The sequence below is a fragment of the Pseudomonas sp. PS1(2021) genome (assembly GCF_020405165.1).
GTDB lineage: Bacteria > Pseudomonadota > Gammaproteobacteria > Pseudomonadales > Pseudomonadaceae > Pseudomonas > Pseudomonas aeruginosa.
Genome location: NZ_CP084484.1, coordinates 1273836 through 1296128, shown reverse-complemented (window position 1 = coordinate 1296128; position 22293 = coordinate 1273836). Strand labels below are relative to the sequence as shown.

Genomic DNA, 22293 nt, shown 5'->3' with positions numbered 1-22293 from the left:
GCCCGTTGACGGGCAAGGTTTCAAGTTCGCGGGGATGATCCGAGCAGCTTTGCTGCTGCCCTGGCGATTGACATGTCAGCCACTTCGGCGAATGACTGCTTGTGTTTCAGGTCGCCAAGGGCTATGTCCATGTCCTGGCGGTAAGCTATGTCGTCCTCGGTCAACGTCAGGTCCGTGGCGTACGGGCGCTGTTTCTGGATGAAGTCCCACGTGGCCCGGGCCGAGCGTTCGTCGAAGTGTTTGCCAGCACTGCGGCGGGCAGCGAAGTAGGCTTCTTCAGCCTCCGGCGACATCAGGTATTCATAGAGGGCGCCGAAGGCGGCCATGACGCCGACCAGCGCTTCTCGCTTGTCGCGCAAGGCGGTATCGGCGGCGAAAGCCATCTGAAAGGTGTACCGAGGCAATACCTGCCACAGATTTCCCTCATCGATCACCACCAACCCATCCGCGTTGTACAGGTGCGAGACACTCGCGCAGCAGGCATCGGCTTCGCCTCGGACCACCGCCTGGTAGCACTGCTCATTGCTGCCTTTGTCGACGAAAATCACGGCAGAGGCGTCGATGGCTTTTTCTTTGAACAGTTGCAGCATCAGGGCATGTAGCAGCCCCAAGTGCGGGCCAACCGCAACAGTCCTGCCGGTAAGGCCGGCAAGGCCCTGGACGACGCCTGGTCGAGCGAAGATCGCGAGTGCAGCGTCTTTCATGCCTGCGCCAATGACCTTGACCGGTGCTCCCCGCTCGATCTCTGTCAACAAGCCGTCGTACCCCGAGACCATGCAGACATCGGCGGTGCCGGAAGCAACTGCATCGAATGGAGCTTTGGCGCCAGGTACTTCAACGATGGTTGCATCGACACCGAAACGGGAGAGGAAACCGCATTGCATGATCAATGCAGTCAGCGTCGCGTTCTCAAGGCCAGGATTGACTGCAATCCGGATATCGGCGGTTGCGGCACGGTCTGTACTACCAGCAGCAAAGTCACCGATGACCAAGCCCAGGCCAAGTAACATTGAATTGCGCAGGAATCGACGGCGATCAAGGTTGAGCGTGTCCCGCATTGATTTCTCCCGCATGGCTGAGGACGCTGAATCTTGTTATCAGTGACTTCAAATTACTCTGAGATCGTTCAGAACGAGTAATTCAAAAATCAACACTAGCAATCGAATACCATGCAAATGGATAGAAGCTATGGGGCCACGATGTAGATCAACCGATCATTCGCCGCCCGTGCTCACTGGAGTTAACCCCAGCCGGCGTGGCGCTGCGGGGATATGGTGAGGAGGTGGAGCGTGCTAAACGTGCACTGAAGGCGCACCTTGGGGGGAAGACAACGCGTTTGGCGAGGTGGGTATCATTACTCTCGGCAGTATTGGGCTGGCGCTTTACCCAAGACAATCCGCCGTTCAGGTCGTCCAATTCGGCGACCCTATCGACACGTTGTACATGAACTACCCTGCCGAATGGCCTCTTTCGACACGTGCTAGCCGCACACTTGAGTACCTTCAACTGGCAATGAAAACCGGTAATCACAAGTGCATAGGGGTAGAAACACATGATCCAAACACATCCGCTTGCGCCAATGCGGTTCTTTTCACTGCCCGTCCTAGGTATCCTGTCCTCTCGATCAAACCTCGGCTACGATAGTACGATAGTCTCTCTCTGCCTGTGCTCAGGCTAAGTAAGGAAAATCCGTGTCACAGAGTATCGAACGCGCCATAGAAGTGCTCATGTTGGTCGGCGAATAGCCACAGACACCTTCGGAGATCTCGCGCCACTTGGACGTGCATCTGCCAACGGCGTGACTTCCATTTGGGCCCGCTGGCCACGGTGGGCCTGGCAGCAAAGAACGCCGTCTGCATTGTCGAATTAGCGAGCCCAGCACGCCGAACTCTCCGCTCTCTGTCTGCTACTGCCAATGGCTCACGCCAGTGAGCGCTGTTGACAACCCCTCCGTGATGAGCAGTCAATACAGCGTGGGCCTGGGCATCAGCAGCTGCGAGCTGGACCTGTTCGGTCGTTTGAAAAACTCAAAGGCGCTGCCTTCAGAGAGTAAATTTGGCTGGGTCAGACTCGCCGCAGGATAAATGCTCTTAATGTCTGCAGAAAAGCCTGCAGAACGGGTGATGTGTCACCTTTGCGATACAAGCAAATCAGTTCTATTGTAGAATTTCCCTTACATTTCAGTGGTTTATAAACAACACCAGGCAAACGCAAGTTTTTCGCAGCATTAGGTACAATGCTCAACCCTCCTCCAGACGCCACCAATGCAACGCTGGTCGTCACATCTGCGACCTCCTGGGCAACGACCGGCATAGCTCCATAGTCGGAATACAGCTTGCGGACCTGAACTACCAAGCTGCCCCGAACGCCGCGCGGGTATAGGATCAAGGGCTCATCTAGCACATCCCCTAATTCAACCTCTTTTCGTTTAGCCAGAGAATGGGTCGCGGGAATGGCGATGATCAAGGGCTCGGTTCTGACCAGTTCCTGTTCGATATCCGGTTCAGCCGGGACCAGTCGATTGAAACCAATGGTCAAGCGTCGTTCGCGCAATGCCTGAATCTGCGCATCTTTGTCCATCAGGTGCAGCGACACGTTCACAGTGGGATAGAGCGTGGAAAACCGGTGGAGGACTTGAGGAATCAAATCCAGGATCGCCGAACCGAAAATCCCCACGCTGAGGTTGCCCCTCTGACCCACTGACAACATGCGCGATTCATCTGCCGCATGATGCAGCTGTTCCAAGATTCTGAGTGCGTGTTCGTAGAACGACTTACCCGCATCGGTAAGCGTCACCCGCTTGGAGTTCCTTTCCAGCAGCACGGCAGGAATCGCTTCCTCCAGCTGTTGTATCTGTCGACTCAATGCGGGTTGAGTCATGTGCAATCGCTCAGCGGCTCGATTGAAGTTCAACTCTTCTGCAACGGCAATGAAATAACGCAGCTGCCTGATTTCCATAGGTGACCTGAGCCCTGTTAACGATGCCTGCTCGGCATTAGTTAGTAATTATATAGCATTGGACGGCATCGTATAATTTTTTAACCATGAGCCGCCTACAGGTCTTGTATACCAAGACCCGGACTAAACCAATAAAAGGCCTACTTATGCAGCCCATTTTTGTCGAGCCGTTAAGCGAAGAGCTTTACCGCGCGCTCAAGGATAGCCAGCCCATCGCTCCGCTCACCGACCGCTTTCCTGGCCTAACGGTGCGAGACGCCTACGCCATTCAGATGCGAGTACTGGCCCAACGCATCGAAGACGACGGAGAACGCGTCATCGGCAAGAAGGTCGGGGTAACCAGCCAGGTCGTCATGGATATGCTGAAAGTCGATCAGCCGGATTTCGGCCATCTCACGAGCGCGATGCTGCGCGCAGACGGATCAGCCATCGCAATGGATGATCTGATCGCCCCTAAGGCAGAGGCCGAGATTGCATTCATTCTAAAACACGAACTGGCCGGCCCCGGCGTCACCGTTGCCGATGTATTGCGGGCCACAGAATACGTGATGCCTTGCTTTGAGATCGTCGACTCACGCATCCGTGACTGGAAAATCAGGATCCAAGACACAGTGGCGGATAACGCTTCTTCCGGCCTGTTCATCCTTGGCGATCGCGCCGCTGACCCGCGTGAACTCGACCTTTCATTGGTGGGCATGACCCTTGAACTCAACGGCGAGATCGTTTCAACGGGAGCGGGTGCCGCGGCACTGGGGCATCCAGCCTATGCAGTGGTTTGGCTGGCCAACACCCTGGGTACGCTGGGCATGACGCTCAAACCCGGCGAAGTGATTTTATCCGGCTCGCTGGGCGCCATGGTTGCCGTGAAAGCTGGGGACAATCTTCGTATGAGCATCGGCGGCATCGGCTCGGCCGGCGTGCGCTTTATCTAAAGGGAAGTGCCTGATGAATCTGAGACGAGACGTTATCAAGCAACTGGCGGTGCACTTGGATGCAGCAGAAATGCAAAACCGAGCCGTGCCTAAGATCACGGACGACTACCCGGAAATGGATTGGGATGATGCCTACGCGATTCAGGATGCCATTCGTGCCCTCAAGATCGACCGTGGCGTACGCATAGCCGGGTTGAAAATGGGCCTGACGTCCCACGCCAAGATGCGCCAGATGGGAGTCGTAGAACCAATCCATGGCTTTATCACTGACTATGGCTCGGTTGCCGACGGCGGGGTCATCGATACAACCGGACTGATCCACCCCAAAGTCGAAGCCGAGATAGCCTTTGTCACCTGCAAGGCCCTACGGGGCCCAGGGTGCAACGTCGCCAGCGTCTTGGCGGCGACCGACTTCATTCTGCCCGCCGTCGAAGTCATTGACTCGCGCTACGAGGACTTCCGATTCGATCTGAAAAGTGTAATTGCCGACAACACCTCCTCTGCACGTTATGCACTCGGAGGCCGCCATCACAAGGTGCAGGGTCTGGACCTGAAAAACCTGGGCATAGTAATGGAGAAAAATGGCGAGGTCGTAGCCGTTGCCTCCACTGCCGCCGTGCTGGGTAACCCGGCGCAAAGCGTCGCGATGCTCGCCAACATGCTGGGCTTGCAGGGCCGTGAAATCCCGGCTGGGACCGTGATCTTGACTGGCGGAGCCACGGAGGCGATCGCGGTTCGCGCCGGCGACAACATCATTGTGCGCTATCAGCATCTGGGGTCCGTCTCGATGCGCTTCGCCTGACCTGTCTGGTGTAATCCCATGCCCATTATGCAAGTCCACCTGATCCAGGGTCGCAGCGAAGCGCAGAAAGCACGTTTGATCGAAGCGTTGACTCTCGCTGCAGTCGAGACCCTGGATGCGCCGATAGACTCGGTGCGCGTGATCATCAATGAAGTGCCCAATACCAACTTCGGAATTGCCGGTCAGACCGCCAAGCAGCGCGGGCGCTAGCCCGTGCTCTACGCAGGTGCTAACAATAACTGTCAGAGGTTTTCATGAAGACGACAACAGCGCGTTGCAAAGTTGCAATCATCGGCTCGGGAAACATTGGCACCGACCTGATGATCAAGATATTGCGCCACGGCGAACACACCGAAATGGGTGCGATGGTCGGTATCGATCCCGCTTCCGATGGCCTGGCGCGCGCCAAACGCATGGGCGTCGCTATCACCGCCGAGGGAGTAGAGGGGCTGCTGCAAATGCCCGAATTCAAGGAAATTGGCATCGTGTTCGATGCGACATCCGCACAGGCACATGTGCACCACAACGAGGTGCTGCAAGCACACGGTATTCGAGTGATTGACCTCACACCCGCGGCCATCGGTCCTTACGTGATACCGGCGATCAACCTGGATGATGAACGGGAGGCCACCAATATAAACATGGTGACCTGTGGTGGCCAGGCGACCATACCGATAGTCAAGGCCATCTCTACAGTGGCTCAGGTGCATTACGCCGAAATCGTGGCGTCGATTTCCAGCCAGTCGGCAGGTCCGGGCACTCGGGCCAATATCGATGAGTTCACTGAAACTACAGCCAAAGCCATTGAAGTCCTCGGAGGGGCATCACGAGGCAAGGCAATCATCATCCTCAATCCGGCGGAGCCGCCACCCATCATGCGTGATAGCGTATTCGCGCTGTGTGACCTCGCAGATCGCGATGTGATTACTGCCAGCGTCGAGGCGATGGTGGCTCGAGTGCGCGCGTACGTACCGGGTTACAGGCTAAAGCAGGCAGTGCAATTCGAGATCATCGATAGTCCGGTGAATGTACCTGGCCTAGGTCTGAAGCGCGGCTTGAAAGTCTCGGTGTTTCTCGAAGTGGAAGGTGCAGCCCACTACCTGCCCGCTTACGCTGGGAACCTCGACATTATGACCTCATCTGCACTGGCCTGCGCCGAACGGCTGGCAGCAACTGCGGCATTACCAGGCAACTTTGACTGATGGGCGCGCGAACACACCGCATCCGCGAACGCGTAAGTGGCGACGTTTTCCTGGTATTGGACGGAGCTCCTCTCCTGCGCGCCATGGAATTGGCAGGCTGCCGCGCAATTGCGGTGGGTTGCCGCGGAGGCGGCTGCGGGGTCTGCAAGGTGCGAATCCTCTCAGGCGATTACACCTGCGGGCCGATGAGCCGCCAACATATTGCCGACGGCGAACAGGCGCACGGCTTCGTATTGGCGTGTCGCGTTGTTCCCACGAGCGATCTGGAAATCGAGCGGCTGAGAGAACCTATATAGGCGCCCGCATCGGGATAGCCGGAAAAATAAATACAACAAACAGGTGAAATTATGAAAAAAGGCATATTGCGTCCAGGCCACGTGCAAATCCGCGTATTGGATATGGAAGCCGCGGTCGAACATTATGTTGAACTTGTCGGATTGATTCTGACCCACTGTGACAGCCAAGGCAGGGTTTACCTCAAAGGCTGGACAGAGGTGGAACGCTTTTCAGTGGTGCTGGTTGAAGCCGAAAAACCTGGCATGGACTTCATGGGCTACAAAGTCATCGACGATCAGTCGCTTGTGCAGTTGACCCAGGACCTGATCGCCTACGGCTGCCAAGTTGAACACATCCCTGCTGGCGAACTGGATTTCTGCGGACGCCGCGTGCGTTTCTTCGGACCTTCGGGGCACTGGTTCGAACTGTATGCGGAGAAGGAATACACCGGTCGCTGGGGCGTTGCCGAGAAAAACCCAGAGGCCTGGCCTCGCGGCCTCAAAGGTATGCGAGCGATGCGCTTCGACCATTGTCAGCTGCACGGCGGTAACCTGCACCTGACCCGCGAACTGTTTATCGATGTGCTGGGTTTTCACCTTGCCGAACAGGTCGTTAACGAAGAAGGTCACGCCGTTGCCAACTTCCTCTCGTTGTCGACCAAAGCCCATGACGTGGCGTTCATCGAGGACGGCAACATCGGCGGATTCCACCATGCCTCGTTTCTGATCGACACCTGGGAAGGGCTGTTGCGCGCAGGTGACTTGATCTCAATGAGCGAAACCTCGCTGGATTTTGGTCCCACCCGCCACGGTATCACGCATGGCCAGACCATCTACTTCTTCGACCCCTCGGGAAACCGCAACGAAGTATTTGCAGGCGGAGACTTCCATTACCCCGATCAGAAGCCAATCACCTGGGATGAAAAACACTTGGGCAAGGCAATTTTCTATCACAGCCGCGTACTCAACGAACGTTTCCTGACCGTGATGACCTGATCGTCCACTCCGATGCTCAATGAGACTCCAAATGAACAAGAAACTCTATATTTCCGACGTGACCCTACGCGATGGTAGCCACGCCGTGCGCCATCAATACTCGATTCAGAACGTTCAGGACATTGCTCGCGAACTGGACAAGGCTCGGGTAGACAGCATTGAGGTAGCTCACGGTGACGGTTTGCAAGGCTCCAGTTTCAACTACGGCTTTGGTGCCCATAGCGATATCGAATGGATCGAAGCCGTAGCGGATGTCATCAGCCACGCGAAGATCGCAACGCTACTGCTGCCTGGCATCGGCATCACGCACGATCTCGACGAAGCTCACAAAGCAGGGGCCAACGTTGTTCGCGTAGCGACCCATTGCACAGAGGCCGATATCTCACAACAACACATCGAACATGCCCGCCATTTGAATATGGACACGGTGGGCTTTCTGATGATGAGTCATATGATCCGACCGTCTGCCTTCGCTCAGCAAGCCAAGAAGATGGAGCGGTATGGAGCGACCTGCATCTACGTCGTCGATTCGGGCGGCGCGATGAACATGCAAGATGTTCGCGAGCGCTTCAGGGCGCTCAAGGACGTACTCGACCCGACCACTCAAACAGGCATTCACGCGCACCATAATCTGGGTCTGGGGGTGGCCAATTCCATCGTCGCAGTGGAAGAAGGTTGCGACCGGGTCGATGCCAGCCTGGCCGGTATGGGCGCTGGGGCGGGTAATGCCCCATTGGAAGTATTTATCGCGGCCGCTGAGCGCCTGGGCTGGAACCATGGCACTGACCTCTACACGTTGATGGATGCTGCCGACGACATTGTACGCCCTCTGCAAACGCGCCCCGTGAGGGTCGATCGGGAAACGCTGGCTCTCGGCTACGCCGGGGTGTACTCCAGTTTCTTGCGCCACGCCGAAGCTACTGCCGAGCATTACGGGCTTAAGACGCGCGACATTCTCGTCGAACTGGGCCGTCGGCAGGTGGTCGGCGGTCAGGAAGACATGATTGTCGATGTAGCCCTTGATTTGCTGAAAAAAACCGGCTGACTCCTTCAGGACCACTGCGCATGAATAATAAGAACAACAGCGTTACTCAGGGCAACCCAACCCCTTTGCACCAGCCGCGCCGAGGAGGCCGAGCTTTGATTGGGCGACAACCGGCGCTTGGCAGTCTCCTGCTGCTGATGGTCATGGCACTCACACTGTTGATCATCGGATGCTTCACAGGTGAATTCTTCACAAGTTGGGTAACGTTCGTGGTTGTCGTTGGTGTGCCCATGGAAGTGCTGACCATGCTCTGGCGCAGTCAATATCCTGGCCGGGTCGCGGCCTTACCCCAGCCGGCAAAAGGGCTGGTCATGCTGGTGTTGACGGTGGCCGTGGCGTGTGCAGTCAGTGCGCTGGTCTTCTATACCCAAGCGCGGCAGGTAGGACCGACCACACCCATCACATTGATGTATGTGATCTTCTGCGCATTGCTGACGTTCTGGTTTGTAATTGTAGGCGCTGCTGGCCTATCTCGTCGTTTACCGAGAATCCAGCGATTCTCGGAGTCGGCTCGCTGCTGGTAGCTTATGGCTTGGGCTATCTGATGTTCTGTGCGCTGTTCGATTTCTCCGCCATGGTCGAGGCTCCGTTCTACCTCGCGAGCCTTGACCCCCATGGGCTGTTTGGTGCGTTTGAAATACTGGCCTTTGCAGTCACCAGTGTGAGCCTCGTATTTGCTGGTGTTCTGCTGGATTCCTGACCGCTGAAACACTGCTGCCTGGGCAGGTAAACCAAGGTTACTGGCGATTGCAATCACCGTTCAGACCCTGGCTGTGACCGCAGGTCTCTATTGGTTGGGCACGCGCGTGCTGGAAATCGAACCCGTGAAGTACATGGTGCATGGCGCCATCGCCGTTCTGTTTGGCGCTGGTGCCTTTGCTGATGTTTGAAGGCCAGCGAGGCAAAGCCCGATCGCCAACACAACGCGTATCGCCTGCACCGTGCGGCGGCTATCGGAACCTTCGCCCCGCCTCTGAGTCCGTTGCTCCATCTTACGGAAGCCCCTTAGCGTGACCATGGCCATAGCATCGCTTTGGCCACTGGTTACCAAAGCGCCCTCTGTCACCGCACAACGTCCAATACGACCAGCGATCGGTGGCATGCCCCCCCGTAGACTGCACATTGATGTCGGCGAGCTGCTGGTCCGCTTCAGCCAACTTCCAGGCTGCCAATGCATCATCCTACTGCTGCTGGCTTATCGCTTTGGTCTTTGACAGCCTAGCGTAACGCTCGGCTAGATTACGAGCATTGCGCAGACTGGCTCGAGCACGGGTTTGCTGCGCCTGATAGGTCCGCGGATCAATCTGATACAACCGCTGGCCTTGCTTGACTTCGGTACCCTCGGTGAAAAGACGGTGTTCAACAATGCCACTGATTTGAGGACGCACCCCGGCGGCTCGGAACGCTGTCGTGCGACCCGGTAGATCGGTCGTCAGCGTCAACGGGGCGGCAGTGATCGTATATACACTAACCTCCACGCTCGCAGACTCGGACTCCTGATGCGCCGCGTCACAGGAGCAAGCAGCACGGATGAAGCAATCAAGCACGAAAAGAGCTTGGCGCGAGAGATCTGCATGATCGGGCTGTCTAAAGAAATGATCGAAAAAACGGATAGGGTCGCATCGTTTCTTAGGAACGCCCGCTCCAACGGATGCCATCAAGCGGCGCATGCACAGGCGGCGGTCCTCGCTGGCGAAGCGCGCAGCTAGCCATAAAACCGCTTCGAAGCGATGCGAAGGGCGCCAATAATAAATGTCACGCCGCATGGTTTAATGCTGAAATTGATCTGCCTTGTCGGCAATTCGTCTACAACTGTTGTCATCAGGGTATAAACTTATCGCAACTATGTAGCCGGATTGCTGACGTTCGAGCCGGCCGCCTACCGTGATCCTTTGGCGCCAGCACACCCCAGGGCGTCCAATAGCGGCCTCCCCCGCCCCTTCCTGCACGACGCGTTTGCTAGCTGCTGGCAAAACCGCTGATGACCTGAGCGACCGGCTCAATCCGATAAAAAAAATAGATATCTGGTTAAAGAAATCCCGCAGGCGCTGCGTGGACCTCGGGTTTACAGTCAACCTCACGCCGTAATCCGGCGGGGTGATTTTTGCTTGGTCAAGGTCCGTTCGGAGCCTTGCGACAACCAGAGCATTTCACACCAATACAAGAACAAAGGTGACCACGCATGCTCAAGCCTCCTGTCGACACTCCTATTGATGTAAAAGACTGGATCGATAACCGCCCCATCGCTGCCTATCAGTGGTTGATCCTTTCGCTGTGCTTCCTGATCGTGCTTTTCGATGGCTTCGACGTCGCGGTGATGGGCTTTATCGCGCCGTCGCTGATGCAGGACTGGGGGTTGTCACGCGCCGCCTTCGGCCCGGTGATGAGTGCCGGCATGGTCGGCCTGGCCATTGGCGCACTGACCGCCGGCCCTTACGCCGACCGGCTTGGCCGCAAGAAAGTTTTGCTGATCGCGGTCAGCGGCTTCAGCCTACTGAGCTTGGCCTGCGCTTTCGCGCGTAACCCATACGAGCTGGCCATCTTACGGCTGCTGACAGGCGTCGCCTTGGGTGCTGCGATGCCAAATTGCACAACGCTGCTCGCCGAATACCTGCCCACACGCAACCGCTCGCTGATGATCACCATCATGTTCACTGGCTTCAACATGGGCTCGGGCCTGGGCGGATTCCTGGCCGCCTGGCTCATCCCACATCACGGCTGGCAGTCGGTGCTGCTGGCGGGTGGCTTGCTGCCGCTGGCCTTACTGCCTCTGCTACTGTGGTTGCTGCCAGAGTCGGCGCGCTTCCTCGCCGCCCGCCAGGCGCCCGCGCAACAGATTGCCGCAGCCTTGGCCAAGCTCGGTGGACGTTTTGCCGAAGGCACCCGTTTCACCGTTAGCGAGCCGGCAGTGCAGCACAAAGCGCCAGCGCGCCAACTGTTCAGCGAACGCTATCGCTTCGGCACAATGGCCCTGTGGGTGACTTACTTCATGGGGCTGCTGGTGATCTACCTGACCATGGGCTGGTTGCCGACCTTGCTCCGTGATGGCGGGTTGTCCATCGAGCGCGCCGCGACCATCACTGGCCTGTTCCAGATCGGCGGCGCAGCCGGCGCCATCGTTGTCGGTTGGATCATGGACCGGCGCAACCCCAACAGAGTCATCGCCATCGCCTACGGCCTCGGTGGCCTGTGCATCGTCTCGCTGGGCGCCTTGAGCCTGGAGTCGAGCCTGCTGGTGGTTGGTGTGGCGGCTGCCGGTTTCTGCATGAGCGGCGCACAGACCGGCCTGAACGCCTTCGCCCCCGGCTACTACCCGACTGAGTTCCGCGCCACGGGTGTCAGCTGGATGCTCGGTATCGGGCGCTTCGGGGCAATTTTCGGTTCCCTCATCGGTGGCGCCGTACTCAGCCTTGGGTTGGGCATGCCGCTGCTGTTCATCCTCCTCGGCCTGCCGGCGTTCGCCGCAGCCCTGGCGATTCTGGCCAACGGCCAGGCCCGGCTGCGCGCAAGCCACGCAGTAACAACGCCGTAACTTTGTAATAGAGGACTATCGCATGGCTCGTATCATTGGTGGCCTGGCCGTCTCACATACCCCGACCATCGGCTTCGCCGTCGACCACGACAAGCAAGAGGAAGCCGCCTGGGCGCCGATCTTCGAAAGCTTCGAGCCAATTCGGACATGGCTGGAAGCGCGCCAGCCAGATGTGCTGTTCTACATCTTCAACGACCACGTTACCTCGTTCTTTTTCGACCACTACAGTGCGTTCACTCTCGGTGTCGACGAGCAGTACGGCGTAGCCGACGAAGGCGGCAACCCGCGTGACCTGCCACCGGTAGGCGGGCATGCGGCGCTGTCGCGGCACATCGGTCAGAGCTTGATGGCCGATGAGTTCGACATGAGCTTCTTCCGTGACAAGCCGCTGGACCACGGTTTCTTCTCGCCGATGTCGGCCCTGTTGCCTTGCGAAGAAGGTTGGCCAGTGCAGATCGTCCCGCTGCAGGTGGGTGTACTGCAGTTGCCGATTCCCACTGCACGACGCTGCTACAAACTCGGCCAGGCCTTGCGTCGGGCCATCGAGAGCTATCCGGAGGACCTCAAGGTGGCCATCGTCGCCACCGGCGGGGTGTCGCACCAGGTGCATGGTGAACGCTGTGGTTTCAATAACCCAGAGTGGGACGCACAGTTTCTCGAGCTGCTGGTCAACGACCCAGAGCGGCTCACTGAGATGACCTTGGCAGAGTACGCAGCACTCGGCGGCATGGAGGGGGCCGAAGTGATCACCTGGCTGATCATGCGCGGTGCGCTCTCGGGCAATGTCGAGCGCAAGCACCAAAGCTATTACTTACCGTCGATGACGGGCATCGCCACCTTGCTTCTGGAAAACCAAGATCAAGCGCTGCCGGCCCCGGTAAACGAGCGCCACCGTCAGCGCATGCAACATCAGCTGGCAGGTGCCGAGTTGCTCGAAGGCACCTACCCGTACACCCTGGAACGCAGCGCCAAGGGCTATCGCCTGAACAAGTTTCTCCATCGACTGATCGAGCCTCAGTGGCGTCAACGCTTCCTCGCCGAACCGGAAGCGCTTTACCGCGAAGCCGGCCTGAGCGAAGAGGAAAGCGACCTGCTGCGTCGTCGCGACTGGCGCGGTCTGATTCACTACGGAGTGATCTTCTTCGTCCTGGAGAAACTCGGCGCGGTACTGGGCGTGTCCAACCTGGATATCTACGCCGCAATGCGCGGGCAGAGCATCGACGACTTCATGAAAACCCGCAACCAGCAGGTACGCTACTCAGTGGCCGGCAAGGCCGCCAACTAATCGCACGACGACGTCGGGGGCCGTAACCGCCCCCGACGTAACCGCAGCACTGCATTCCACAACAACGTCAATAAAACGGAATCCGCTCCATGGCACGATATGCCCTGTACCCGCTCGCCCCCACGTTCGCCCTGGCCGCCAGCCTACCCCTAGCCGCCTCGGCCGAAGGGTTCGTCGACGATGCCAAGGCCAGCTTGACGCTGCGCAACTTCTACATGAACCGTGACTACACTGGCGCCGCCAGCCAAGGCAAGGCCGAAGAGTGGACGCAGAGCTTCATCCTCGACTTCAGGTCCGGCTTCACCCCTGGCGTGGTCGGCTTCGGCGTCGACGTGCTGGGTCTGTACAGCATCAAGCTCGATGGCGGCAAAGGCACCGCCGGGACGCAATTGCTACCCGTCCACGACGACGGGCGACCGGCACACGATTTCGGGCGCACAGCGGTCGCCGGTAAAATGCGGATATCCAAGACCGAACTCAAAGTTGGCGAATGGTCGCCAATCTTACCGATCCTGCGCGCCGACGATGGCCGCTCACTGCCGCAGACGTTCCAAGGTGCGCAGCTGACTTCCAACGAACTGGCCGGTCTGACCCTTTACGGCGGCCAGTTCCGCCAGAATAGCCCACGTAACGACGCCAGCATGCAGGACATGAGCCTGTTCACTCGCACCGCGTACACATCGGACCGCTTCGACTTCGCCGGCGGCGAATACCGCTTCAACCAGGACCGCACCTTGGTCGGCGCCTGGTACGCCCAGCTCGAAGACATCTACCAGCAACGCTATCTCCAGGTGCAACATCAGCAACCGCTGGGCGACTGGGTACTGGGCGCCAACCTTGGTTACTTCTGGGGCAAGGAGGATGGCAGCGCCAAGGCCGGCGATCTGGACAACCGCACCGCCTCGGGGCTGTTCTCGGCGAAAATCGGTGGCAACACCTTCTACGTTGGCCTGCAGAAGGTCATGGGCGACGATGAATGGTTCCGGATCAACGGCGCGAGTGGCGGCACACTGGCCAACGACGCGTTCGGCTCTAGCTACGAAAGCGCACAGGAGCGCTCCTGGCAAGTGCGACACGACTTCAACTTCGTCGTTCTGGGTGTGCCTGGGCTGACCTTGATGAACCGCTATATTCACGGCGATAACGTGCACAACGCCAGCACCAGCGACGGCACAGAATGGGGTCGAGAAAGCGAACTGGCTTATGTGATCCAGTCAGGCCCGCTGAAGACCCTCAACGTCAAGTGGCGCAATTCCAGCCAGCGCCGTAATTGGGGCAGCACCAACAGCTTCGATGAAAACCGGCTGATTGTCAGCTACCCGCTCAACTTGCTGTAATACAACTTAGCCTGCATCGACCGGCTCTGAGATTACCTGGCGGATGCAGGCCATCAGCGCGGATGCCGCGGGGGATTGCAGGCATCCGGCGCGCTGCATCAAGCCAATGGCACGGGTTGTACCCGGCAACGCCAGTGGCAAGCGTTGCAGCTCGCCGCTGGCGATCTCATAGCCTAGTTGGTGGGCCGACACTGCTGCCAACATGTCCGAACGCACCAGCAGGCCGCGGATAATCGCTAGATCTCCGCTTTCCACGACCGGCCACGGCGCAGACAAGCCTGCGGCGGCGAAGCAGCTGTCGAGCAGCCGCCGCGCTGGCGAGCCAGCCCGAGGTAACACCCAGTGCGCCTGATGAACGTTTTCGAGAGTCAGGTGCGTGTTCGAAAGAGGATGTCCCTGGCGGGCGAGCAGCACCATTTGCTCACTGATGAGCGGCTCGCCGACCAAGTCCGTGGCATAGTCCTGAGGCCTCAATGCACCAAGAATGAAGTCCGAGTCACCTACTCGCAGCTCTGTTGCCAGCAAGTCAAACGGACTCTCATTGGTAACGACCCGGATCTGAGGATGAAGCGCGGTGAAGCGTAGAATCGCATCTGGCAAGATGCTCGAGCGCCCCAACGGCAACGCACCGACATGCACCACCCCACGCAAGGTGCCTTGCATTGCGCTCAGATCACTGTCCATGTGCCGCAACTCGTTGAGCGAACGACGAATGGGGAACAGAATGTCCCGGCTGGCCGTTGTGGGCTGCAGCCCTCGAGACGTGCGCACGAACAAGGGCTGTCCACAACCGCCTTCAAGTACTTTCAGGGCAGCGCTGACGGCCGGCTGGCTAAGGCCGAAGTGCCGCGCCACGGTTTGCATGTGCCGAGTTTCGCAAAGTTTCACAAAAACCTGCAGACGCCGCGCCTGGAACAGATAGAGAGGTTCGCCCTGGGTGACACCCAGCACCTCCTGCACACTGTCCAGCTCTGCCAGCACCCGTTGTGCCCGAGGTAGCAAGCATTCGCCATAGCCAGTGAGGCGCATGCCATTGGCATGACGCTCGAACAGCGGCACAGCGAAACGCGTTTCCAGCTCAGCGATGGCCCGCGTGACTACCGACTGAGCACGGAACAATACCTCTGTCGCGCGCGACACACTGCCCAGCTCAGCCACGCGGACAAAGGCACGTACTTGCATGATGTTCGGCATTTCGGCGTCGATCATAGGGCTTCACGTCCCTCGGCTTGAGACTGATACAACTATGCCTAGGGCAGGCGCGGGTAGCAATAAATAAAAAGCATAGCCGCTATAAATGATCGCATTAGTACCTTGCGGATCCCGGTGACATCCTGCTTCAACCCCCACTGCAGGAGCCTACGAACAATGAATACCCCACAAAAAACCGCCCTGGTGGTCAGCGCACATTCTGCCGACTTCGTCTGGCGCGCCGGTGGCGCGATCGCCCTGCACGCAGCGCAGGGTTATGCCATGCACGTGGTCTGCCTTTCGTTCGGTGAACGTGGCGAATCTGCAAAACTGTGGCGCAAGGGCGAGATGACCGAGACCAAGGTCAAGGACGCACGCCGCCAGGAGGCGCTGTCCGCCGCGGAAATACTTGGCGCCAGCGTAGAATTTTTCGACATCGGCGATTATCCGATGCGAGCAGACAAAGACACGCTCTTCCGATTGGCCGATGTGTATCGCCGGATACAACCGGATTTCGTGCTCAGCCACTCGCTGAAAGATCCTTACAACTACGACCACCCGCTGGCCATGCACCTGGCCCAGGAAGCACGCATCATCGCTCAAGCCGAAGGCTACAAGCCGGGTGAGAAGATCGTCGGCGCACCACCTGTGTATGCCTTCGAGCCGCACCAGCCAGAACAGTGCGAATGGCGCCCTGACACCTTCATCGACATCACCTCGGTGTGGGACAAGAAATACGCTGCCATCCAATGCATGGCCGGTCAGGAGCATCTCTGGGAGTACTACACCCGGGTCGCCCTGCAGCGTGGTGTGCAGGCCAAGCGCAACGTGGGCATTACCAGCGCGCGCAACATCATGTATGCCGAAGGGCTGCAAAGTGTGTTCCCACGTGTGACGGAGAACTTGGCATGAGCGGGCTGATCGGCAAAACCGGCATCGTTGTCCGTAACATTCCTCGGGGCGATCCGCAAATGATCGATGCTTTGGGCCGTCTAGGCGTGGCCACCGTGCATGAGGCACAGGGCCGCAAGGGGCTGTTCAACCCCTCCGTTCGCCCGATTCAGCAAGGTGTGGCTGTGACCGGGAGCGCGGTAACCGTGCTGGTCGCGCCCGGCGATAATTGGATGTTCCATGTGGCCGTGGAGCAGTGCCGCCCCGGTGACGTGCTGGTGGTGGCGCCCAGCTCGCCTTGCAGCGACGGTTACTTCGGCGACTTGCTCGCGACCTCGCTCAAGGCTCGCGGCGTTCGCGGCCTGATCATCGATGCTGGCATTCGCGACAGCCAGACGCTGCGCGATATGGGCTTTGCCGTGTGGTCTCGGGCGGTCAATGCCCAAGGCACGGTGAAGGAGGTTCTGGGCTCGGTGAATCTGCCGCTGCTGTGCGCCGGTCAGTTGGTCAACGCCGGCGACATTGTGGTTGCAGACGATGACGGCGTCGTGGTGGTGCGTCATGGCGAAGCGCAGGCAGTGCTTGACGCCGCCACGCAGCGCGCCGAACTTGAAGAACGCAAACGCCTGCGCCTGGCCGCTGGCGAGCTGGGCTTGGACATCTACGAGATGCGTCCGCGTCTGGCAGCCAAGGGCTTGCGTTATGTCGACCAGCTCAGCGATCTGGAAGAGTAGCCATGAGCCAGACTCGCATACCTTGCTTGCTGATGCGCGGGGGCACCTCCAAAGGGGCCTATTTCCTGGATGACGACCTCCCCGCCCCTGGACCGCAGCGTGATCGCGTGCTGCTGGCGGTGATGGGCTCGCCCGACGCCCGGCAGATCGACGGTATTGGCGGCGCCGACTCGTTGACCAGCAAGGTGGCGATCGTCCGCCCCTCGCAGCGCGACGATGCCGATGTGGACTACCTGTTCGCCCAGGTGCTGGTTGACGAAGCGCGGGTGGACTATGGGCAGAACTGCGGCAATATCCTTGCTGGCGTCGGGCCTTTCGCGCTTGAGCGTGGCCTGGTGGCAGCGAGCGCCTCGAACACGCCGGTGCGGATCTTCATGGAGAACACCGGGCAAATCGCCGTGGCGCAAGTGCCGACGGTAGACGGTCAGGTGGGATATGCCGGTGACACGCGTATCGACGGGGTGCCTGGCCAAGCCGCGGCATTGGTGGTGACCTTCACGGATGTCGCCGGCTCCAGCTGCGGCGCCCTGCTCCCCACCGGTAACAGCCGTGATCAGGCCGACGGCGTCGAAGTCACCTGTATCGACAATGGCATGCCGGTAGTGTTGCTGCGTGCCGAGGACCTCGGCGTGACGGGTTACGAACCCTGCGAAACGTTAGACACAGACGGTGCCCTGAAAGCGCGTCTGGAGACCATCCGACTGCAACTGGGCCCGCGCATGAACCTCGGCGATGTCAGCCAGCGTAATGTGCCAAAAATGTGCCTGCTGTCAGCCCCGCGCCACGGCGGAACCGTCAACACACGCTCTTTCATCCCGCACCGCTGCCATGCATCCATTGGGGTGTTCGGCGCAGTCAGTGTCGCCACCGCCTGTTTGATCGAAGGCTCAGTGGCGCAGCCCCTTGCACATCTGGCAACCGGTGATCGTCAACGCCTTGCAGTGGAACATCCAAGTGGCGAGTTCACGGTGGAAATCAATCTGCAAGACGGCGTGATAACGGGGTGCGGCCTGGTGAGAACGGCGCGGCTGTTATTTGACGGGTTCGTGTGTATCTCGCCTGGTGTCTGGCCTGGCCCAACGCTGGCCAAGCAAACGTAAGATAAACGTAAATGCTAGTGATAAGCATGTACGCTTGAAGGTAAAATCGTTCCTGCTATCGCCTAACTCCCTTCGCGGGCACGAAACCGATCGGAACACACCATGATTGCAGCTCTACTGTCCTTGCCCTACCGGCCGAAAGCACGGGTCAGGCGCGCCCTGTTCGGCGGCGTGTTGATGGCCTGCAGCGCAGGTGCATTCGCCAACGCCACATTGGATACCGCCTTCGGCCCGGTGACCGTCCATGATCACCCTCAGCGGGTGGTATCGCTGGGTGACAACAGCCTGGACGCTGTGCTGACGCTAGGCGTCAAGCCCGTCGGCGCCCTCGCGAGTCGGGGCGGCAGTGACATACCGAATTACCTGAAAGCGGTGTCTGGTGCCTTGCCCTTGGTGGGTAATGTGCGAGCGGTGAACCTCGAGGCTGTTCTGGCCAAACGGCCTGACTTGATACTCGCCGGCCCGGATCTGACCCAGGAGCAATTTGCCAAACTCAGCCTCATTGCACCTACGATAGTGCCTCAGGGCAATGTCATGAGTGATTGGCGCGGGACGCTGCGCACGTATGCCCAAGCATTGGGCAAATCTGCGCAAGCGGAGCAAAACCTTGAGCAACTCGATGAACGCATTGCCACGCTACGCAAGCGCTTACCCACCAATTTGACCTTGAGCGTCGTGCGCTGGAATCCCCAGGGCCCAATCATGATGTCCAGTCATCTGTTCGCAGGCCAGTTGCTCGATCAACTGGGCATCGTGGCCAACGCCTTAGCTGCGCAACAAACCTCTCGACCGCATACCGACACGTTGAGCCTGGAAAATCTGAGCAAGGCCGACGCTGACTGGATTTTCCTCGCCACTCTGAACACGGATGGAAAGCAGGCGCTGGCTCAAGCGCGACAGCAGCCCGCCTTCACTCGCCTGAAGGCCAGCCAGGCAGGTCACCTGGCCAGCGTCGACGGTCAGATCTGGAGTAGCAGCTCGGGCTACCTAGCAGCCCAACAGGTACTGAAAGATGTGGAAAAGGCCTTGGCCGAGCAATGAGCGTTCCCTGCTTATCACTGCCGCGCTCCCTTTGCCTAGCAGCCTGCGCGTTGCTGTCGCTGTGCGTGGCCAGCCTGTTACTGGGTGCCGGTGACGCAAGCGTAGGCCAAAGCCTGCAGGCGCTGTTAGGCGCAGCCGATGCAGACACCTACTTCGTAGTTGGCGTACTGCGGCGGGCGCGCACCGAATTGGCATTGCTGGTAGGTATGGCCTTGGGTGCGGCCGGCCTGCTCTTGCAAACGGTCACCCGTAATCCCTTGGCCGAACCAGGGATGCTGGGGGTAAGCGCCGGCTCGGCGTTTGCCGTCACCATGAGCATCAACCTGGGCGCCACTGCGGCCGGCCTGCACGTGGGCATCGCGGTACTGGGTGCTCTTGGTGGGAGCCTCTTGGTGCTGGGCGTCTCGAAGTTGAACCAAATCGGCCATGACCCCGTGCGGCTCGTACTGGCAGGCGTTGCCTTCTCCGGCTTGCTGAGCGCACTGAGCAGTCTTTTCCTGCTGTGGGACCAACGGACCGCCGATGAGATGCGTTTCTGGGTCGTGGGTAGCCTGGCCGGTCGTCCGGCACATACGCTGCCGTGGACCGTGGCGGGCCTGCTTGCAGGCTTCGCACTGGCATTGCCGCTGCTGCGGCCGCTCGCTGCACTGGCGTTGGGTGACAATGTGGCCAAGGGGCTGGGCCACTACCCACAGCGAGTTCGTCTGTTGGCACTGCTGGCCGTCGCATTGCTGGTCGGGACAGCCAACGCCGCGGCTGGCCCCATCGCTTTCCTTGGCCTGATCGTGCCGTTCATCGCTCGTCGTCTGATCGGCAACGACTTGCGCAGCGGCTTCGTGCTGTGCCTGCTGCTCGGTCCGTGCACATTGCTGCTTGCCGACATTCTTGCCCGATTGCTGGTACAGCCGTACGAACTGCCAGTGGGCGTTATGACCGCCTTGTTTGGCGCGCCCACTCTCATCGCTGTGGTGCGTTCACAGCGCCTGCCTGTCCTGCACCAATGAATATATCGATGAACAGACCTCAAGGCCATGGCCTGCTTCGCTTCGGACGACTGTCATTGTTATGGGACATAAGAGCGCTTTGGATAGGCGCGATTCTGCTGACCCTGACTGGAGCTGCCACGCTGTTCTGCCTGGTCGGTAACGGCATGGACGCCCGGCATGTGCTGGCGACTCTTGCGGGTCACGGCGACCCATTTCAACAGTTGCTGATATACCAGTTGCGCCTGCCGCGACTGATGGCCGGTTTGCTGAGTGGGGCCGCTCTGGGGGCAGCGGGTTGCCTGATGCAGACCCTGGCACGTAACCGCCTGGCGACACCTGGCATGGTTGGCTTGGACAACGGCGCCACGGCGTTCGCGGTCGCTTCGATCGTTGCAGTGCCCACCAGCCTGGCCCCCTCGGCACTGGCCCTGACCGGTGCGGCCACTGCAGCCGCGCTGACCTTCATGCTCGCCGCCGGATCCGGTGCGCGAGGATACCGTTTCATCGTCGTCGGGTTGGGTATTGGCGCTCTGCTTGGAGCGATCACCAACCTGATGCTGGCGCGTGCGGATATGGACGCAGCCAACGCTGCTTATCCGTGGACTATTGGTAGCTTGAATGCGCGCCCCAGCGAAGCTATTTGGGTACTCGCATTGGGGCTCGCGCTCGGCCTGCCACTGGCCAGATCGTTGGGGCGTTCACTGTCAGTGATGCGCTTTAGCGACAGCGTCGCGATCACCCTGGGCCTACGTATGGGCGCGACACGTGCCGCCACACTTGGCTTGAGCGTTACGCTGACAGGATTGGCCGTTGCCGTCGCAGGCCCGCTTGGGCTGGTGGCCTTGATTGCGCCGGAAATCGCCCGCTACATGAACAGATCGCGTGGCGTCCCGGTGCTCAATGCCGCCTGGTGCGGCGCTCTGCTGACGCTGATCGCCGATTGGCTGGGAAGAACCGTGCTGGCGCCGATAGAAATACCGGTAGGAATCCTCATGGCACTGATCGGCGCCCCCTACCTGCTGTGGATCATCCTTCGCCAACCCAACCGGAGCACGACATGAGCGTTTCCCCGCACACCAAGCCCATCATCGAAGCACGCGGGTTGACCCTTTGTCACGCAAAGCAAAGCATCATCGAAGACCTGAACGTGCTGCTACCAACCGGTCAAGTCACCGCAATCGTCGGCCCCAATGGTTGTGGCAAGTCAACCTTGTTGGCCGGGCTGGCGCGCCTGCACAAACCGAGCAGCGGTAGTGTGCTGCTCGACGGTAAACTGATTTCCAGTCTGCCTTCCCGAGAAGTCGCGCAGCGCTTGGCGCTGCTTCCACAGGACGCCACGGCTCCAGAAGGCCTTACGGTGTCAGAATTGATCCGCTTCGGTCGTCAGCCGCATGTGGGCATGTTCCAGCAATGGAGCCAGAAAGACCAAGCAGTCGTGGAGTCGGCGTTGGCCGCGGCTGACCTGCAAGCACTGGCGAATCGGCCGCTTGAGTCGATGTCGGGTGGCCAGCGCCAACGCGCCTGGATCGCCATGGCCATCGCGCAGGATACCCCGCTGCTACTTTTGGACGAGCCAACTTCCGCGCTTGACATCGGCCATCAGGTCGAAGTGTTCGAACTGATTCGCAAGCTTGCCGCCACGGGCAAGACCATCGCCATGGTCGTGCACGACATCACTAGCGCCTCCCGCTACGCAGACCATGTGATCGCCATGAAAAACGGCAACATCGTGGATGAGGGTTGCCCAGAGAGGGTCATCACCCAGGCGCTTGTAGAAACCCTCTACGACGTGCACTGTACGCTGCTGACGGATCCCATCAGCGGGACGCCCGTAATCGCGGGGCTCGAGCCAAAGTCTGCATGGCCCTGCCCAGAGAGACATCGCGGCGATCAGTCTAACTGATGCATAAACAAAACGAATGCCTCTTTAAGGATATTGCGTTGTTCTGATGCTTGCGCAAGAGACAAGAATGAAGCCTCCATAAC

23 protein-coding genes are annotated in these 22293 nt (G+C 59.2%); 19 read left to right on the top strand and 4 right to left on the bottom strand.

Features of this window, described 5'->3' with window-relative positions:
- Positions 1–20: 20 nt before the first annotated feature.
- Positions 21–1058 (bottom strand): ABC transporter substrate-binding protein, encoded by a 1038-nt coding sequence (locus LE197_RS06420; RefSeq protein ID WP_226033950.1) that lies wholly within the window; start codon positions 1056–1058, stop codon positions 21–23.
- 1006 nt (positions 1059–2064) lie between these two features.
- Positions 2065–2958 (bottom strand): LysR family transcriptional regulator, encoded by an 894-nt coding sequence (locus tag LE197_RS06415; protein WP_226033949.1) that lies wholly within the window; start codon positions 2956–2958, stop codon positions 2065–2067.
- Between the two features lie 146 nt (positions 2959–3104).
- On the opposite strand from LE197_RS06415, the gene LE197_RS06410 reads away from it, so the two are divergent.
- Genes LE197_RS06410 through LE197_RS06370 form a run of 9 tightly spaced genes read left to right on the top strand, consistent with a single transcriptional unit; the run spans position 3105 to position 8910 of the window.
- The gene (locus LE197_RS06410; RefSeq protein ID WP_226034102.1) at positions 3105–3890 is read left to right on the top strand and encodes a fumarylacetoacetate hydrolase family protein; all 786 of its coding nucleotides are present in this window, start codon (positions 3105–3107) and stop codon (positions 3888–3890) included.
- A 13-nt stretch (positions 3891–3903) separates the two neighbouring features.
- A complete protein-coding gene (gene dmpH / locus LE197_RS06405) occupies positions 3904–4692 on the top strand; it encodes a 2-oxo-3-hexenedioate decarboxylase (RefSeq protein ID WP_226033948.1) in 789 nt (262 codons plus the stop codon).
- Positions 4693–4710: 18 nt separating this feature from the next.
- Entirely contained in the window at positions 4711–4902 is a 192-nt protein-coding gene (locus tag LE197_RS06400; RefSeq protein WP_226033947.1) for a tautomerase family protein, read from the top strand.
- A gap of 44 nt (positions 4903–4946) precedes the next feature.
- A complete protein-coding gene (locus LE197_RS06395) occupies positions 4947–5894 on the top strand; it encodes an acetaldehyde dehydrogenase (acetylating) (protein WP_226033946.1) in 948 nt (315 codons plus the stop codon).
- Positions 5894–6190 carry a 2Fe-2S iron-sulfur cluster-binding protein gene (locus LE197_RS06390; protein WP_226033945.1) on the top strand — a complete coding sequence of 99 codons (297 nt, stop codon included), beginning with the start codon at positions 5894–5896 and terminating at the stop codon, positions 6188–6190. The genes LE197_RS06395 and LE197_RS06390 overlap by 1 nt, the downstream gene beginning before the upstream one ends.
- Before the next feature lie 51 nt (positions 6191–6241).
- Positions 6242–7165: a catechol 2,3-dioxygenase gene (locus LE197_RS06385; protein WP_226033944.1), complete on the top strand. Its 924-nt coding sequence runs from the start codon at positions 6242–6244 to the stop codon at positions 7163–7165.
- Between the two features lie 31 nt (positions 7166–7196).
- Positions 7197–8210: a 4-hydroxy-2-oxovalerate aldolase gene (gene dmpG / locus LE197_RS06380; RefSeq protein WP_264086468.1), complete on the top strand. Its 1014-nt coding sequence runs from the start codon at positions 7197–7199 to the stop codon at positions 8208–8210.
- A gap of 20 nt (positions 8211–8230) precedes the next feature.
- Entirely contained in the window at positions 8231–8734 is a 504-nt protein-coding gene (locus LE197_RS06375) for a hypothetical protein (RefSeq protein WP_226033942.1), read from the top strand.
- Positions 8735–8742: 8 nt separating this feature from the next.
- On the top strand, positions 8743–8910 hold the full coding sequence (locus tag LE197_RS06370; protein WP_226033941.1) for a hypothetical protein: 168 nt from the start codon (positions 8743–8745) through the stop codon (positions 8908–8910).
- A 481-nt stretch (positions 8911–9391) separates the two neighbouring features.
- Here LE197_RS06370 and LE197_RS37055 read toward each other — a convergent pair whose 3' ends face one another.
- Positions 9392–9976 (bottom strand): biotin/lipoyl-binding protein, encoded by a 585-nt coding sequence (locus LE197_RS37055; protein WP_318841012.1) that lies wholly within the window; start codon positions 9974–9976, stop codon positions 9392–9394.
- A gap of 416 nt (positions 9977–10392) precedes the next feature.
- Between LE197_RS37055 and LE197_RS06360 the strand changes: the two genes are divergently transcribed.
- The 3 genes from LE197_RS06360 (at position 10393) to LE197_RS06350 (ending at position 14364) form a co-directional block, all read left to right on the top strand.
- Positions 10393–11742 (top strand): MFS transporter, encoded by a 1350-nt coding sequence (locus LE197_RS06360; protein ID WP_226033940.1) that lies wholly within the window; start codon positions 10393–10395, stop codon positions 11740–11742.
- Positions 11743–11764: 22 nt separating this feature from the next.
- Positions 11765–13027, top strand: coding sequence for a gallate dioxygenase (locus tag LE197_RS06355; RefSeq protein ID WP_226033939.1), 1263 nt, complete (start codon positions 11765–11767; stop codon positions 13025–13027).
- Positions 13028–13116: 89 nt separating this feature from the next.
- Positions 13117–14364 (top strand): OprD family porin, encoded by a 1248-nt coding sequence (locus LE197_RS06350; RefSeq protein ID WP_226033938.1) that lies wholly within the window; start codon positions 13117–13119, stop codon positions 14362–14364.
- Between the two features lie 6 nt (positions 14365–14370).
- Here the strand turns inward: LE197_RS06350 and LE197_RS06345 are convergent, their stop codons facing one another.
- A complete protein-coding gene (locus tag LE197_RS06345) occupies positions 14371–15573 on the bottom strand; it encodes a LysR family transcriptional regulator (RefSeq protein ID WP_226033937.1) in 1203 nt (400 codons plus the stop codon).
- Positions 15574–15690: 117 nt separating this feature from the next.
- Here LE197_RS06345 and galB point away from each other — a divergent pair, with 117 nt between their 5' ends.
- The 7 genes from galB (at position 15691) to LE197_RS06310 (ending at position 22210) form a co-directional block, all read left to right on the top strand.
- Positions 15691–16467 (top strand): 4-oxalmesaconate hydratase, encoded by a 777-nt coding sequence (gene galB, locus LE197_RS06340; protein ID WP_226033936.1) that lies wholly within the window; start codon positions 15691–15693, stop codon positions 16465–16467.
- Positions 16464–17180: a 4-carboxy-4-hydroxy-2-oxoadipate aldolase/oxaloacetate decarboxylase gene (locus LE197_RS06335; protein WP_226033935.1), complete on the top strand. Its 717-nt coding sequence runs from the start codon at positions 16464–16466 to the stop codon at positions 17178–17180. The genes galB and LE197_RS06335 overlap by 4 nt, the downstream gene beginning before the upstream one ends.
- A gap of 2 nt (positions 17181–17182) precedes the next feature.
- A complete protein-coding gene (locus tag LE197_RS06330) occupies positions 17183–18280 on the top strand; it encodes a 4-oxalomesaconate tautomerase (protein ID WP_226033934.1) in 1098 nt (365 codons plus the stop codon).
- A gap of 102 nt (positions 18281–18382) precedes the next feature.
- A complete protein-coding gene (locus LE197_RS06325) occupies positions 18383–19321 on the top strand; it encodes an iron-siderophore ABC transporter substrate-binding protein (RefSeq protein WP_226033933.1) in 939 nt (312 codons plus the stop codon).
- Positions 19318–20325 carry an iron ABC transporter permease gene (locus tag LE197_RS06320; RefSeq protein WP_264086467.1) on the top strand — a complete coding sequence of 336 codons (1008 nt, stop codon included), beginning with the start codon at positions 19318–19320 and terminating at the stop codon, positions 20323–20325. The genes LE197_RS06325 and LE197_RS06320 overlap by 4 nt, the downstream gene beginning before the upstream one ends.
- Before the next feature lie 8 nt (positions 20326–20333).
- Positions 20334–21368 (top strand): FecCD family ABC transporter permease, encoded by a 1035-nt coding sequence (locus LE197_RS06315; protein WP_226033931.1) that lies wholly within the window; start codon positions 20334–20336, stop codon positions 21366–21368.
- Positions 21365–22210 carry an ABC transporter ATP-binding protein gene (locus LE197_RS06310; protein WP_226033930.1) on the top strand — a complete coding sequence of 282 codons (846 nt, stop codon included), beginning with the start codon at positions 21365–21367 and terminating at the stop codon, positions 22208–22210. Before LE197_RS06315 ends, LE197_RS06310 begins: the two co-directional genes overlap by 4 nt.
- The last annotated feature ends 83 nt before the right edge of the window (positions 22211–22293 follow it).

Coding starts and splice junctions, on each gene's coding strand:
- dmpG (WP_264086468.1), top strand. CDS start 7,197: ATGAACAAGAAACTCTATATTTCCGACGTGACCCTACGCGATGGTAGC.
- LE197_RS06330 (WP_226033934.1), top strand. CDS start 17,183: ATGAGCCAGACTCGCATACCTTGCTTGCTGATGCGCGGGGGCACCTCC.
- LE197_RS06375 (WP_226033942.1), top strand. CDS start 8,231: ATGAATAATAAGAACAACAGCGTTACTCAGGGCAACCCAACCCCTTTG.
- LE197_RS06320 (WP_264086467.1), top strand. CDS start 19,318: ATGAGCGTTCCCTGCTTATCACTGCCGCGCTCCCTTTGCCTAGCAGCC.
- LE197_RS06325 (WP_226033933.1), top strand. CDS start 18,383: ATGATTGCAGCTCTACTGTCCTTGCCCTACCGGCCGAAAGCACGGGTC.
- LE197_RS06335 (WP_226033935.1), top strand. CDS start 16,464: ATGAGCGGGCTGATCGGCAAAACCGGCATCGTTGTCCGTAACATTCCT.
- LE197_RS06350 (WP_226033938.1), top strand. CDS start 13,117: ATGGCACGATATGCCCTGTACCCGCTCGCCCCCACGTTCGCCCTGGCC.
- LE197_RS06410 (WP_226034102.1), top strand. CDS start 3,105: ATGCAGCCCATTTTTGTCGAGCCGTTAAGCGAAGAGCTTTACCGCGCG.
- LE197_RS06310 (WP_226033930.1), top strand. CDS start 21,365: ATGAGCGTTTCCCCGCACACCAAGCCCATCATCGAAGCACGCGGGTTG.
- LE197_RS06315 (WP_226033931.1), top strand. CDS start 20,334: ATGAACAGACCTCAAGGCCATGGCCTGCTTCGCTTCGGACGACTGTCA.
- LE197_RS06345 (WP_226033937.1), bottom strand. CDS start 15,573: ATGATCGACGCCGAAATGCCGAACATCATGCAAGTACGTGCCTTTGTC.
- LE197_RS06355 (WP_226033939.1), top strand. CDS start 11,765: ATGGCTCGTATCATTGGTGGCCTGGCCGTCTCACATACCCCGACCATC.
- LE197_RS06400 (WP_226033947.1), top strand. CDS start 4,711: ATGCCCATTATGCAAGTCCACCTGATCCAGGGTCGCAGCGAAGCGCAG.
- LE197_RS06415 (WP_226033949.1), bottom strand. CDS start 2,958: ATGGAAATCAGGCAGCTGCGTTATTTCATTGCCGTTGCAGAAGAGTTG.
- LE197_RS06390 (WP_226033945.1), top strand. CDS start 5,894: ATGGGCGCGCGAACACACCGCATCCGCGAACGCGTAAGTGGCGACGTT.
- LE197_RS06395 (WP_226033946.1), top strand. CDS start 4,947: ATGAAGACGACAACAGCGCGTTGCAAAGTTGCAATCATCGGCTCGGGA.
- LE197_RS06420 (WP_226033950.1), bottom strand. CDS start 1,058: ATGCGGGACACGCTCAACCTTGATCGCCGTCGATTCCTGCGCAATTCA.
- LE197_RS37055 (WP_318841012.1), bottom strand. CDS start 9,976: ATGCGGCGTGACATTTATTATTGGCGCCCTTCGCATCGCTTCGAAGCG.
- LE197_RS06360 (WP_226033940.1), top strand. CDS start 10,393: ATGCTCAAGCCTCCTGTCGACACTCCTATTGATGTAAAAGACTGGATC.
- dmpH (WP_226033948.1), top strand. CDS start 3,904: ATGAATCTGAGACGAGACGTTATCAAGCAACTGGCGGTGCACTTGGAT.
- LE197_RS06385 (WP_226033944.1), top strand. CDS start 6,242: ATGAAAAAAGGCATATTGCGTCCAGGCCACGTGCAAATCCGCGTATTG.